The organism is Nocardia sp. NPDC006044, assembly GCF_042871115.1.
In the GTDB taxonomy this organism is placed as follows: Bacteria; Actinomycetota; Actinomycetes; order Mycobacteriales; family Mycobacteriaceae; genus Nocardia.
In genome coordinates this window covers 550,655-563,321 of the sequence record NZ_JBIAID010000003.1, presented here as the reverse complement: position 1 = coordinate 563,321, position 12,667 = coordinate 550,655, and the positions used below count along the sequence as shown (strand labels likewise).

Below are 12,667 nucleotides of genomic sequence, written 5' to 3'. Positions count from 1 at the left end.
CGGTTTCAGTGCTCGATCCGGCTTTTCAGTGCTCGATCCGGCTGAGGATATCGCGTAGCGCCCGCAGTTCGCCGGCGGACAGCGCCGCGACGGATTCCGGCGCGGGATCCGGGGTCGCCAGCGCCTTGGCGAGCACGGCGCGGCCGGCGTCGGTGATGGACACCAGTTTCTGCCGCCGGTTGGTGGGATCGATCTCGCGCACGACGTAGCCCTGTTCCTCGAGGTCGTTGACCGCGACCGTGGCCGCCGGGGCGTCCATCGCCGCGGCGTGTGCCAGCTGCTTGACCGTCATCGGCCCGGTTCGCAGCCGGCGCAACACCCGAATCCGGCTGAACGACACCCCGGCCCGCTCGCTCGCGGCCCGCCGCCACGGGTCGCGCGAGTACATCACGATGCGGGTGAGCAGGGCCCACACCTCGTCGGGGGTGGGGTTGTCATGCGGCATGGACGGGCACTTTCTGTTCCAGTAGCGGGGCGACGCGGTCACTGGACCGCTTGGCCCACGGCGTGTTCGCGACTACGCCGAGTATGGCGACACCCGCGGTGAACACCGCGATCACCCACCACAGCCCGGCGCCGGCCAGCGCGCCGCACAGCGCGACCCCGATGCTCACGCCCACCTGCCGGCTGGTCGAGGCCACCGCCGACGCGGCGCCCGCCCGATCCAGCGGCATCCCGCTGACCGCGGTGGTGGTGATCGGCGCGTTCACCGCGCCGAACCCGATCCCGAACAGCGCGAATATGATCACCAGCGCCCACACCGGGGTGTGCGCGTCGAGCGTGGTGAGCAGCACGGCGGCCACGGTCATCAGCACGCCCGCGCCGATCAGCGACGGCTTGGTCCCGACCCGGCCGACCAGGCGACCGGACAGCGGCGAGACGATCACCACGGCGACGGCCATCGCGAGATACAGCAGCCCGGTGTGCACCGCCGAGTAGTGCCGCACGTTCTGCAAATACAGCGAGCAGCTGAACAGGAACGCGCCGAGCGCGGCGAAGGAGAAGATCGCGATCACCGTCGCCGAGGCGAACGGCACGCTGCGGAAGAACCGCAGATCGATGAAGGGATCCACGCGGCGCGACTCGTAGTAGACGAACGCGGCCAGCGCCAGCGCCGAAACCACGAAGATCAGCGGCATGCGCTCGATCAGCCCGAATACCGTGGTGAACAGGAACACCACCGCGAGCACCTGCCCGATCGGGTCGATGCCTCGGAAGGTCACCGACTTCGACTCCGGCACGAACAGCGCCGTGAACAGCAGCGCGAGCAGACAGATCGGCAGGTTGATCCAGAACACCGACTGCCAGCCCAGCGCATCGATCAGCACGCCGCCGATCGTCGGCCCGAGAGCCATCGAAATGCCGACCACCGCGCCCCACACGCCGATCGCGCGTGCGCGTTCCATTCGGCCGGTGAACACCGTGGTGATGATCGACATCGCCACCGGGTTGAGCATCGATCCGCCGATCGCCTGCAGGAACCGAGCGCCGATCAAAATGTCGATGGACGGCGCGAGGCTGCACAGCAGCGATCCGATCGCGAAGGTGACCAGCCCGATCCGGAACACCCGGCGCCGCCCGAACCGATCCGCCATGCCGCCCGCCAGCATCAACAGGCTGGCCAGCGTGAGCGTGTAGATATCGACGATCCACTGCAACCGGGACAGCGGAGCGTCCAGGTCGGTCTGGATCGCGGGTATCGCCACGTTCACGATCGTCGAGTCCATCGAGACGATCAACAGGCTGAGGCAACAGGTAACCAGCACCAGCGTCTTACGCTGTGCCGTCATCTCCGGAACAGTTGTAACCACACAACTATTGTGTAGTTACAACTGTTCCAGACGCAAGGGCTGTGATCTGAGTCGCACGACCCGGTTGGCATGCTGAGCGGGTGATCTCGGAAGCGCTGTTTCTCGGCGGACGTTCAGGAGTGGGCAAGACCCGGGTCGGGCTCGCGGTGCACGCGTTGCTGTCCACCGCGCGCGTCCGGCACGCCCTGATCGAGGGGGACAACCTCGATCAGGCTTATCCGTCGCCCGCCGAACAGGGGCTGGCCGAGCGGAACCTGGCGGCGATGTGGACCAACTATCGTTCGCTCGGCTATCGGCGGCTGGTCTACACGAACACGGCGAGCGTGTTCCCCAGGGTGATCGAAGAGCTCACCGCCGCGATGGGGGATCGGCCCTCGGTCACCGCGGTTTTGTTGACCTGCGACGATCAGACCGCGCGTGCGCGACTTGCGCAGCGGGAGAACGGTGTCGAGTTGGCACGTCACCTGGAGCGGAGCATCCTGATGGCGCGGGCGCTGTCTACCGCGGTGTCCGGTCGGACGCACGTGGTCGACACCATCGGCCGGTCGCCGGAGGAGATCGCCGCCCAGGTCATCGGATTGACCGGCTGGCGGCCGGATCCCCCGATGCTCGGGTAGGTACTGCCCTAACCTGACTGTGGTCGAAGGTCCGGATTAGGGAGTCGCGGTGGGTGCTGCACTGGTCAAGGGGCAGAACGGGGGAGTGGCGCAGGCGCGGGTGGTGGTGTCGGTGCGCACTGAGGCGGCGATCGATGTGTCGGCGTTGCTGGTGACCGCAGTGGGGAAGGTGCGCTCGGACGCCGACTTCGTGTTCTTCAATCAGCCGGCGGCGCCCGGGGTGGTGCTGCGGTCCGGGGCGCTGGAGGTTTCGTTCGCCGAGGTGCCGGCGGAGATCGCGCAGTTGCGGACGGTGATCACGCTGGACGATCCGGGCGCTACGTTCGGCCGGTTCGCCGCGCCGGTGGCCACGGTGGCCGATGTGTCCGGAAATGTGTTGTACGAGTACCGGATCGACGGGCTCGGCAGTGAGTCCGTGGTGATCGCGCTCGAGTTGTACCGGCGCGGTGCCGAGTGGAAAGTCCGGGCGGTGGGGCAGGGGTACGCCGGGGGCTTCGCGGATCTGGTCACCGATCATGGTGTGCGCGTGGACGATGCGCCCGACAGGTCGGAACCTGATGTGCCGCAGTCCGTCTCGGAGCCGTCCGGATCGGATCCGCAGGTGCGCACCGTGCCCGGTGAGGCGGCGCTCTCGTTCGAGAAGCGCCAGAAACTGGACCTGCGCAAGCGTGCCGTCGCCAAAGCTCTGATCAGCAAGGACGCCTTCGGCATTCGTGCCCGCGTGGTGCTGGTGATCGACAAGACCGGCAGCATGATCGGGCAGTACCGTAGCCGGGTGGTGCATCGCGTGGTGCAGCGGATGGTCCCGGTGGCAACCCAATTGGACGACAACGGCGCGCTGGAGGCGTATCTCTACGCCCTCTCGTTCGCCAAGCTGCCGGACATCACCGTCGAGCACAGCGACGAGTGGTCGCGGACCTACCTGCACCTCAGCGGAACCCACGCGGGCATCGACTACAACCGGATCGGTGGCCGCAACGACGAATTGCCGATCATGCGCGACATCATCGCGTCGCTGCGCCCCGGCGACGGGCCGACGCTGATCCTGTTCTTCACCGACGGCGGCTTCGCGAACAAGCGCGAGATCGCCGCGCTCATGCGCGAGGCGTCGCACCTGCCCGCCTTCTGGCAGTTCATCGGACTCGGCCGGGCCAACTACGGCCTGCTGCGCTCGCTGGACGAGATGACCGGCCGGATCGTCGACAACGCGGGCTTTTTCGCACTCGACGACATCGATCGAGTCGACGACGGCGAGCTGTACGCCCGCCTGCTCGGCGAGTTCCCGGACTGGCTGCGAGCCGCCAAGGCCGCAGGTGTCCTGCGCTGAACCGCAACGGATTTCAGTCCTCGGGGAGCTGCTCCATCGCCCACCTGGCCCACTGCTCGTTCATCGCGTAGAAGCGTTCGCCCCACTCCATCGCGATGCGGCCGTACCGGGAGAAGTCGTCATCGTCCCAGTCGATGGTCTCTTTGAGCGCGAGCAGCTCCTGGTGCCCCTTGCCGGATGTGGTCGCGATGCCGTCCAGATAGTCCGTGGCCTGAGCCCGTGACACCACGCCGAGGAAGAACACGCGCAGCAGCGTCTCGTTGCGGATCACCTGCTTCGGCCGGGTGCCGGTCAGCCAGTGCCGCAGCTCCGCCAGGCCGGCCGCGGTGATCGTGTATTCCTTGCGGCCGCGCGGCCCCTCGTCGGACACGGCGATCAGCTCGGCGTCGGCGAGCTTGCCCAGCTCGGTGTAGATCTGGCTCTGCGTCGCGGACCAGACATTGGCCAGCGAGACCTTGAACCGTTGCAGCAGGTCATAGCCGCTGGCCGGGCGGTCGGCCAGCAGTCCGAGCATGGCGTACCGGAGACTCATGGTCCTCACTCTACATTCCACTATTGACATGTCTAACTCGGATACTCTAGTTTCGACATGTCACAACTGGAATGTCGCGGCAACGCGAGTCGAGGAGCTCCGAACATGTCGTATCTGCGCACTTTCGCCCCCTGGATCGTCTACGCGATCATTCCGGCCGCGTACTGGCAGTGGGCCGCGTTGATCGCGCTGCTGCTGTCGGTGGTGGAGGTGGCCCGCCAAGTCCGCGGTGGCCGGACCCTCGACGCCCTGATGATCGACCTCGGATCGCTGGTTTTCTTCGCCGCGCTGACCGTGCTCGCCTTCGTGGATCCGAACACCGCCCTGCATCCCTACAGCCCCGCGTTGTCCTCGGGTGTGCTCGCGTTGATCGCGCTCTTCTCGCTCGCGGTGCGCAGGCCGTTCACCCTCGGTATCGCGAAACAGTCCACCCCGGAAGAGTTTTGGGACAACCCGGTATTCATCCGGACCGCCTATGTGCTCACCTCGGTCTGGGCCGCGAGTTTCACCATCGGCTGCCTCGTGCTGACCGTGCTCGCGCAGGCCGGCTCGACCCCGCGGACCATCGCGCAGGTCCTGGCCTTCGCGATCCCGGTGGTCTTCACCATTCGCTACGTCGCCTACATCCAGTCCAAGGCGCCCGCCGGCGCCGCAGCCTGACCAGATCGGTTGTCTCCCTTGACTTCTTCACCTCCGTACCTCGCCGGCAACTTCGCACCCGTCACCGAGGAACTGACCGCCCACGATCTCCCGGTCACCGGGCAGATCCCGCCGGAGCTCACCGGCTGGTACCTGCGCAACGGCCCCAACCCGCAGGCCGCGGCCGCCCGGCACTGGTTCGCCGGCGACGGCATGGTGCACGGGGTGCGGATCGAGAACGGCCGCGCGGTCTCCTACCGCAATCGCTGGGTCCGCACCTCGACGTTCACCGACGGCGCCCGCGGCTACGGCGAGACGGGCGAGCGGAACCTCACCGCCGGTGTCGCCAACACCCACGTCATCCGGCATGCGGGACGCACCCTGGCGCTGGTCGAAACGTCCTACCCCTACGAATTGACCCGCGAGCTGGACACCGTCGGCCCGTACGATTTCGACGGCGCGCTGCGCACCGCGATGACCGCGCACCCCAAGACCTGCCCGGTCACCGGCGAGCTGCACTTCTTCGGCTACGAGGTGGTCGGCGAGCCCTTCCTGACCTACCACCGCGCCGACGCCGACGGCACTCTCCTGCTCAGCCGTCCGATCGACGTGCCGGCCGCGACGATGCAGCACGACTTCAACCTGACCGCCGAGCACGTCGTATTCATGGACCTGCCGGTCGTTTTCGACCTGGCGAGCGCGGTCGCCGGCGACGGCATGCCGTTCCGCTGGAGCGACGACTACCAGGCCCGGCTCGGGGTGCTGCGGCGCGACGACCCGTTCGGCGAGGTGCGCTGGTTTCCGATCGACCCCTGCTACGTCTTCCACTCGCTCAACGCACACGACGAGCCGGGCCGAATCGTGCTGTACGTGATGCGCTACGCCGAGCTGTGGCGCGGGACCTCGGACGGTTTCGACAGGTCGACCTTGTGGCGCTGGACCATCGACCTCACCACCGGCACCGTCACCGAGGAGCAGCTCGACGATCGCAACGCCGAGTTCCCGCGGGTGGACGATCGCCTGACCGGCTTGGATGCCCGCTTCGGCCATGCCGCGGTGTCCGGCGATTCGGGCGCCCTGATCCGCTATGACCTGCACACGGGCGGCCAGACCGCGCACGAGTTCGGCCCCGGCCGGATCCCCGGCGAGGCCGCGTTCGCCCCTGCGGATCAGAACCCCGGCGGCCCCGGCTATCTCATGACCTACGTCTACAACGCCGAGACCGACCGCAGCGATCTGGCCATTCTCTATGCCGGTGACGTGGCCGCCGAACCGGTCGCCACCATCCACCTCCCGCGCCGCGTCCCGTTCGGGTTCCACGGAAGTTGGCTCGCGGACCGGTAGTTCGCCGCGCGGCCGCGGCGGTTCGATACCGCTGCGGCCGTTTCGCGGGCGTCGAGCAGCGGATTCGGGTAGGTCAGCCGATGACGGCGTTCATGATGGTGCCCGCGCTGGTGGCGACGACACCACCGATCATGGCTCCGGCCACCATCTTCGGGGAGTCGAGTCCGCCGCCGGTCCACTTCTCCCACGCGAACTTGCCGCCCGCGTAGATGATGGCGGTGATGCCCGCCAAGAGAACGAACCAGGTGAAGTAGCGGACCAGTTGGAGGAACTTGTCCGAGATCGGCGGAGCCTCGGGGCTGGGGTTGCCGATCTGAGCAAGCAGTGTGTCGTGCACGGCGAGCAGGATCATCGTGGTCAGCTCATTCTGGATTCGGGACAGGGCAAGATTCGCTGACTGCGATGGTATCGGTTTGTTCGCGGCAATGCAGTCGGGTCGGTGCAGCGCAGTGAAGTTCGGTGTCGCTGTGCCCTTGCCGGGGCTGCCATACGTCGGGATGATGGGTGGGGCGGGGTGCTCGATGACCCGGTCGCCGCGCGCCGTCGGTCCGCCGGCGGGTGGTCGCTTACTACCGCTTGGGGGCGATTTTCGGAGGTGCCGTGTGGTTACCCGCACGGTGGTCACGCGAGAGCCGGCGTGCCAGTATCCTCATTCAAGATCGAATTCATCGGTGGTCGAACAACTTTCGCGTGGCAGCTCGGCGGCGGAGAAGTTGTAGTGAAGCGTAGGGAGCAGACGGTGAGCATCATTTTGACGTCGATCGGGGACAGCTTCACGACGTTGGCGCAGGTGAGCAACCCGACCCCGGAGGCGCCGCCGTTGTCGGACAAGCTGTTACAGATGGTCCGCTACCTCACCTGGTTCGCGCTGCTGTCCGGGATCCTGGCGATCGTCTTCGCCGGCGGCAAGTTCGCCTGGGAGAAGTGGCAGGGCGGCGCGCTGCAATCGCCGAAGATGATCGCCGGCGCCATGATCGGTGGCGTCGTCGCGACCAGCGCGGGCACCATCATGAACGCCGTGCTGGGCACCTGAGCCGCCTTCGGCAAACGTTTGGCTATACTCCTGCGCGGATCTCTCGCAATGTCCGATCGGATCGGAAGCAGGGGAAAAACCTATGGGCGAGACCGACGGCGGAGTGTCGCGCCGGACCATGTTCGGCTTGGCGGCAACCGCCGCGGCCTCGGCGTTCGGGGTGACGGCGTGCGGCGGCTCCGATGAGCCGTCGGCGTCGCCCACCAGCGCGGCGCTCAGTACGACCGAGTCGATCGCCAAGGACGCGTACATCTTCGGCTTTCCGCTGGTGCTGATGGACGTCACCAGGACGGCCGCCGAGGCGCGCGTCCCGGCCAACCGGTTCCAGCACGCCGCCGCGCTGCCCACGCCCGAGCGCCGGGATGTGGTGCGGCTCAACCTGGACACGCTGTATTCGTCCGCGTGGCTCGATCTGCGCGCCGAGCCGATGGTGTTGCAGGTGCCGGCCATGGACGGCGGACGGTACTGGCTGATGCAGCTGCTCGACGCCTGGTCGAACACCACGCACAATCCGAGCAGCGTTCGGCCGCAAACGAAGTCGGGGGCGCCGTTCACCTACGCGATCGTCGGGCCCGGCTGGTCCGGCACGCTGCCCGACGGGCTCACCCCGTTGCCCATGCCGACGCCGACCGTCTGGCTGCTCGGCCGGATCCAGGTCAACGGCGCCGACGACCTGCCCGCCGTGCACGCACTCCAGCGGCAATTGCGGCTGGCTACGCTGAGCGACTGGACCGCCGGGCGACCGGCGGCGGATGTTCCTCCTGCGCCGCAAGCTGATTCGACGCCGCCGGCCAAGCGGATCGCCGAGCTGGACGCGCGGGCCTTCTTCGATCGGATGTCCGCGCTTCTGGCGATCAACCCGCCCGCGCCCGACGACGCGGCCGCGATGAAGCGCTTCGCCACCATCGGTCTCTCGCCGGGCGGCGAGGTCGACCGCCTCTCCGATCGCGAGCTGGGGGCCGCGGTCAGCACTGCGCGGCAACAGATTCCGGTCTACCTCGATCCGGCGGCGGTGAACGAGAACGGCTGGACCTTCGATCCCGCCATCGGCGCCTACGGCACCAACTATCTGCAACGGGCCGGCGTCGCGTGGAAAGGACTGGGCGCCAACCTGCCTCAGGACGCCATCTACCCGACCCTGTTCGCCACGGCGGGCGCCAACGGCAGCACCGGCCGGTTCCGGCTGCACTTCCCGGCGGGGGAGCTGCCGCCGGTCGACGCCTTCTGGTCGTTGACCGCCTACGACGCCGACAGCTATCTGATGCCCAATCCGGCTGGGATCTATGCGATCGGCCACCAACTGCCGGTGGTGCCGAACCCCGACGGGTCCGTCGATCTCGCGGTTCAGCACGCCGACCCGGGCCCGGCCGTGCCACCGGGCAATTGGCTGCCCATCCCGGAGTCGGGCCAGTTCTCCCTCACCATGCGCTTGTACGCGCCGAAAGACGAAGCGATCCAGGGGCGTTGGCAACCGCCACCGCTGACGCCGGTGTCCTGACCTCAGTCGCCCGCCCACGTCCAGTGCGGTACTGCTCGTCGGTGATGGCCAGGCCGCGGTGCACCGCGATCAGGTGGTCGAAACCGAGCTCGCGGCTGAATTGCTCAGGCCCACCGAATGATTCGGCGGTGAACCAGGTGAGATGATCGACGTGATCCGGCCGCCGTTCGGTGAACAGGGTCTTCAGCACCGGGTCGGCGAGCGCCCTGTCATAGAACGCCGCCTCGACGCGATGCAGCACCTCGGCGCCACCGACGTGCTCGTACATACTGGGCATGGAACCTCCCCGAACCGATGCGGGCCTCCACACCATTACATGCCCCTCCGTCGGCGAACGGGTGCGATTCCGGACGACTCGTTTCCGCTCAGGGCAGAATCCGTCGGCGGGTGCGCGGTTGGGAACGTAGCTGTCCTAAGCCGCCAATAGCGTTCTGACCATGACAAACACACCGGAGAGCATCCGTCCCTTCCGCATCGGCATCCCGCAGGCCGATCTCGATGACCTGCATGCGCGACTGGCCAACACCCGCTGGCCGGCGGAACTGGCCGGGGTCGGTTGGAGCCGAGGTGTTCCGGTCGACTACTTGAAAGGGCTCGCCGACTACTGGCGGTCCGGATTCGACTGGCGGGCACAGGAATCCCGGCTCAACGCGCACCCGCAGTTCGTCACCGACGTCGACGGCCAGACCATCCACTTCCTGCACGTGCCCTCGCCGGAACCGGATGCGACGCCGCTGCTGCTGTTGCACGGCTGGCCGGGCGGGGTTGCCGACTTCCTCGAGCTGATCGGCCCGCTGTCGGACCCGCGTGCGCACGGCGGCGATCCGGCCGACGCCTTCCATCTGGTGATTCCGTCACTGCCCGGCTTCGGCTTCTCGATTCCGCTGGCGGGTCCGGGCATGAACGCGGCGAAAATGGCTGGGGCGCTGAGTCGGGTGATGGACAAGCTCGGTTACGACCGGTACGGCGTGCACGGCTACGACACCGGTGCGTTGGTCGCGCCGCGGCTGGGCAAGCAGGACGCGGAGCGGGTCACGGGCGTGCACGTCAACGGGTTGATCACTTTCCCGGTGGGGATCGACGGGGAGCTGGACGGTCTCACCGAGCTCGAGCAGCAGCGCTGGGCGCGGATGCAGAACTTCAATGACGCCTACCTGCAATGCAATTCGAAAAGGCCGCAAACTGTGGCGTTCGGACTGAACGACTCGCCCGTAGGTCAGCTTGCCTGGATGGTGGAGAAGTTCAAGGAGCTGACCATGCCCGAGGACGGTCTGCCCGAGGACAGCATCGATCGCGATCGGATACTGCTCGAGGTATCGCTGTACTGGCTGACCGGGACCGCGGGTTCGTCGGCGCAGATCTACTACGAGGAGATCTCCGCGAACGACTGGAGTTCGGCCGAGTGGTCCGCAGGCGACACCGCCGGACGATCGGCAGACACCTGGGGTGCGGACAGCGCCATCGAGCAATCCGCCGGCGAGCGGATCGCCGGGCAACCCGACGAAGCCTGGGCCGACGGCGGCGCGGATTGGACGACCACGGCGCGCTCCACCGTCCCGACCGGCGTGCTGGTCTCCGCGCACGATGTGACCATCCGCCGCTGGGCCGAGCGCGATCACCACATCGTGCACTGGACCGAACTCGGTCGCGGCGGGCACTTCCTCTCGCTGGAGGATCCGCAGGCGGTGGTAGATGACCTGCGCGTATTCTTCCGCAAACTCGGCTGAGCCGGACGTCCGCGCGCCAAGCCGGGCGCGCGGACGGCCCGCGCGACTCGAGTAAACAGGATTTACTAAACACTGTTCACCGGCACCGGTTCTGTGGTTCCATCGTCACTGGAACGTGTTCCACACAATGTTGTGAGGTCTGCACGCCAGACCGGTAGGAGATAGCCCCGTGACCGTGACCACGCCCGCGATTCCCGCAGGATTCGACTTCACCGACCCCGACATGCTCGCCAGCCGACTGCCCGTGCGGGAATTCGCCGAGCTGCGCCGCACCGCGCCCGTCTGGTGGTGCGCCCAGTCCGGCCGCGCCAGCGGCTTCGACGACGGCGGCTACTGGGTGGTGTCGAAGCTCGACCACATCAAAGAGATCTCGAAGCATCCGGAGCTGTTCTCCTCGCACGAGAACGGCTCGATCATCCGATTCAACGAGGACGTCACCCCGGAGCAGATCGGCATGCTCAGCGACATGCTGCTGATCAACCTCGATCCGCCCAAGCACACCAAGGTCCGCCGGATCATCTCCAAGGGCTTCACCCCGCGCGCGATCGAGAGCCTGCGCGCCGCGCTCACCGAGCGGGCGGCCAAGATCGTGCACGAGGCGAAGAAGAACGGCAGCGGCGACTTCGTCGAGCAGGTCGCCTGCGAGCTGCCGCTGCAGGCGATCGCGGAGCTGATCGGCATCCCGCAGGAGGATCGCAAGAAGATCTTCGACTGGTCCAACCAGATGATCTCCTACGACGATCCGGAATTCGAGGGCGATCACCAGGTGGCCACCGCCGAGGTGATGGGCTACGCCTGGAACATGGCCGAGGACCGGCGTAAATGCCCGGCCGACGACATCGTCACCCAGCTGGTCAACGCCGACATCGACGGCGAGGGCCTGGCCTCCGACGAATTCGCCTTCTTCGTCATCCTGCTCTCGGTGGCAGGCAACGAGACCACGCGCAACTCGATCACCCACGGCATGAAGGCCTTCGTGGACAACCCCGCCCAGTGGGAGCTGTACAAGGAGCAGCGGCCGCGCACCGCGCCGGACGAGATCGTCCGCTGGGCCACCCCGGTGAATGCCTTCCAGCGCACCGCGACCCAGGATTTGGAGCTCGGCGGGCAGCAGATCAAGAAGGGCCAGCGGCTGGGACTGTTCTACGGCTCGGCCAACTTCGACGAGGAGGCGTTCCAGGATCCGTTCAGCTTCGACGTGCTGCGCAACCCCAACCCGCACGTCGGCTTCGGCGGCACCGGCACGCACTACTGCGTCGGCGCGAACCTGGCCCGGTTGCAGATCGATCTGATGTTCAACGCCATCGCCGACGCCATGCCGAACCTGCGTCAGGTCGCAGAACCTGTGCGCTTGCGTTCCGGGTGGTTGAACGGCATCAAGCGGTGGGATGTTCAATACGCTTGAATCACACCATGAGTAACCCCAAACCCCGGGGCCGCTCGCCGATCGTGACCGACGCTGAGATCCGGCGGGTGGCCAGGACGCTGCTGGTCGACCATGGGCAAGCAGCGGTGAGCCTGCGCGCGATCGCGCGCGAGCTCGGCATCACCGCACCCGCGCTGTACCGCTATTACGGGTCGCTGGACGACCTGTTGGAACGGCTGCGCCTGGAGTTCTGTGCCGACCTCGCCGACGAGTTGTCCGCCGAGATCGCGACGCTGCCGGACGACGGCGTGGTGCAGTTCTTCGCCATCTGCAAGGGCTTTCGCCGCTGGGCGCTGGCGCACACCAGGGAATTCACCCTGGTGTTCGCCTCGCCCGGCGGCGGCGAGGCCCGCGCGCTGCGGCGATTCGACGAACCCTTCGGCCGGATCTTCCTCGCCGCCGCGGGCCGGCTGCTGGCCAACTATGACATCGTCACCCCGCCCACCGACGTCATCCCGCCGGAATTGCGCGAAGACCTCGTGCACTTCCAGACCGAGCTGCTCGCGGCGCTGTCGGAGAGCGGGCAGAAGTTCCCGGCGGAGAAGCTCGACCTGGGCGTGACGTACCTGATGATCCAGATGTGGGCGCGGTTGTACGGGCACGTCACGCTCGAGGTGTTCGGCAACTACCCGATTCCGCTGTCCAACCCCGAGATCCTCTTCGACGCCATGCTGGTCGACCTGGGCCACACCGCAGGTCTGCTGACCGAGTAA

14 protein-coding genes are annotated in these 12,667 nt (G+C 67.2%); 9 read left to right on the top strand and 5 right to left on the bottom strand.

Translation table 11 applies throughout. The features are described 5' to 3' along the window. Positions 1-25 precede the first annotated feature (25 nt). Together ACFYO1_RS27070 and ACFYO1_RS27065 are read right to left on the bottom strand one after the other, a co-directional pair. Positions 26-445 (bottom strand): MarR family winged helix-turn-helix transcriptional regulator, encoded by a 420-nt coding sequence (locus tag ACFYO1_RS27070; RefSeq protein WP_387236580.1) that lies wholly within the window; start codon positions 443-445, stop codon positions 26-28. Continuing rightward, positions 435-1,811: an MFS transporter gene (locus ACFYO1_RS27065; RefSeq protein WP_387236578.1), complete on the bottom strand. Its 1,377-nt coding sequence runs from the start codon at positions 1,809-1,811 to the stop codon at positions 435-437. Before ACFYO1_RS27065 ends, ACFYO1_RS27070 begins: the two co-directional genes overlap by 11 nt. 80 nt (positions 1,812-1,891) lie before the next feature. Between ACFYO1_RS27065 and ACFYO1_RS27060 the strand changes: the two genes are divergently transcribed. Both ACFYO1_RS27060 and ACFYO1_RS27055 read left to right on the top strand, forming a co-directional pair. Continuing rightward, positions 1,892-2,428, top strand: a complete 537-nt coding sequence (locus ACFYO1_RS27060) for an ATPase (protein ID WP_387236576.1) — start codon at positions 1,892-1,894, stop codon at positions 2,426-2,428. A 49-nt stretch (positions 2,429-2,477) separates the two neighbouring features. After that, positions 2,478-3,755 (top strand): VWA domain-containing protein, encoded by a 1,278-nt coding sequence (locus tag ACFYO1_RS27055; protein WP_387236574.1) that lies wholly within the window; start codon positions 2,478-2,480, stop codon positions 3,753-3,755. Between the two features lie 13 nt (positions 3,756-3,768). Here ACFYO1_RS27055 and ACFYO1_RS27050 read toward each other — a convergent pair whose 3' ends face one another. After that, positions 3,769-4,287 carry a PadR family transcriptional regulator gene (locus ACFYO1_RS27050; protein WP_387236572.1) on the bottom strand — a complete coding sequence of 173 codons (519 nt, stop codon included), beginning with the start codon at positions 4,285-4,287 and terminating at the stop codon, positions 3,769-3,771. A 105-nt stretch (positions 4,288-4,392) separates the two neighbouring features. On the opposite strand from ACFYO1_RS27050, the gene ACFYO1_RS27045 reads away from it, so the two are divergent. Next, a complete protein-coding gene (locus ACFYO1_RS27045; protein WP_387236570.1) occupies positions 4,393-4,947 on the top strand; it encodes a hypothetical protein in 555 nt (184 codons plus the stop codon). A gap of 18 nt (positions 4,948-4,965) precedes the next feature. Continuing rightward, positions 4,966-6,270 carry a carotenoid oxygenase family protein gene (locus ACFYO1_RS27040; RefSeq protein WP_387236568.1) on the top strand — a complete coding sequence of 435 codons (1,305 nt, stop codon included), beginning with the start codon at positions 4,966-4,968 and terminating at the stop codon, positions 6,268-6,270. A 73-nt stretch (positions 6,271-6,343) separates the two neighbouring features. Here ACFYO1_RS27040 and ACFYO1_RS27035 read toward each other — a convergent pair whose 3' ends face one another. Then, on the bottom strand, positions 6,344-6,622 hold the full coding sequence (locus ACFYO1_RS27035; protein ID WP_150406360.1) for a hypothetical protein: 279 nt from the start codon (positions 6,620-6,622) through the stop codon (positions 6,344-6,346). Positions 6,623-7,009: 387 nt separating this feature from the next. Here ACFYO1_RS27035 and ACFYO1_RS27030 point away from each other — a divergent pair, with 387 nt between their 5' ends. After that, complete coding sequence (locus ACFYO1_RS27030; protein ID WP_378717390.1) at positions 7,010-7,303, top strand: hypothetical protein; 294 nt, start codon at positions 7,010-7,012, stop codon at positions 7,301-7,303. An 82-nt stretch (positions 7,304-7,385) separates the two neighbouring features. Next, the gene (locus ACFYO1_RS27025; RefSeq protein WP_387236565.1) at positions 7,386-8,801 is read left to right on the top strand and encodes a DUF1254 domain-containing protein; all 1,416 of its coding nucleotides are present in this window, start codon (positions 7,386-7,388) and stop codon (positions 8,799-8,801) included. Here the strand turns inward: ACFYO1_RS27025 and ACFYO1_RS27020 are convergent. Continuing rightward, positions 8,722-9,078, bottom strand: coding sequence for a hypothetical protein (locus ACFYO1_RS27020; RefSeq protein WP_387236563.1), 357 nt, complete (start codon positions 9,076-9,078; stop codon positions 8,722-8,724). The two genes, ACFYO1_RS27025 and ACFYO1_RS27020, sit on opposite strands and share 80 nt — an antisense overlap. 160 nt (positions 9,079-9,238) lie before the next feature. On the opposite strand from ACFYO1_RS27020, the gene ACFYO1_RS27015 reads away from it, so the two are divergent. The 3 genes from ACFYO1_RS27015 to ACFYO1_RS27005 all read left to right on the top strand — a co-directional run bounded on the left by ACFYO1_RS27015 (position 9,239) and on the right by ACFYO1_RS27005 (position 12,667). Further along, positions 9,239-10,528, top strand: a complete 1,290-nt coding sequence (locus tag ACFYO1_RS27015; RefSeq protein WP_387236561.1) for an epoxide hydrolase family protein — start codon at positions 9,239-9,241, stop codon at positions 10,526-10,528. A 175-nt stretch (positions 10,529-10,703) separates the two neighbouring features. Next, entirely contained in the window at positions 10,704-11,933 is a 1,230-nt protein-coding gene (locus ACFYO1_RS27010) for a cytochrome P450 (RefSeq protein WP_387238585.1), read from the top strand. An 8-nt stretch (positions 11,934-11,941) separates the two neighbouring features. Further along, on the top strand, positions 11,942-12,667 hold the full coding sequence (locus ACFYO1_RS27005; protein WP_387236559.1) for a TetR/AcrR family transcriptional regulator: 726 nt from the start codon (positions 11,942-11,944) through the stop codon (positions 12,665-12,667).

Bases quoted from the DNA above. Each gene is read 5' to 3' on its own strand.
- ACFYO1_RS27070 (WP_387236580.1), bottom strand. From the start codon at position 445: ATGCCGCATGACAACCCCACCCCCGACGAGGTGTGGGCCCTGCTCACC.
- ACFYO1_RS27050 (WP_387236572.1), bottom strand. From the start codon at position 4,287: ATGAGTCTCCGGTACGCCATGCTCGGACTGCTGGCCGACCGCCCGGCC.
- ACFYO1_RS27045 (WP_387236570.1), top strand. From the start codon at position 4,393: ATGTCGTATCTGCGCACTTTCGCCCCCTGGATCGTCTACGCGATCATT.
- ACFYO1_RS27035 (WP_150406360.1), bottom strand. From the start codon at position 6,622: ATGATCCTGCTCGCCGTGCACGACACACTGCTTGCTCAGATCGGCAAC.
- ACFYO1_RS27025 (WP_387236565.1), top strand. From the start codon at position 7,386: ATGGGCGAGACCGACGGCGGAGTGTCGCGCCGGACCATGTTCGGCTTG.
- ACFYO1_RS27020 (WP_387236563.1), bottom strand. From the start codon at position 9,078: ATGCCCAGTATGTACGAGCACGTCGGTGGCGCCGAGGTGCTGCATCGC.
- ACFYO1_RS27015 (WP_387236561.1), top strand. From the start codon at position 9,239: ATGACAAACACACCGGAGAGCATCCGTCCCTTCCGCATCGGCATCCCG.
- ACFYO1_RS27005 (WP_387236559.1), top strand. From the start codon at position 11,942: ATGAGTAACCCCAAACCCCGGGGCCGCTCGCCGATCGTGACCGACGCT.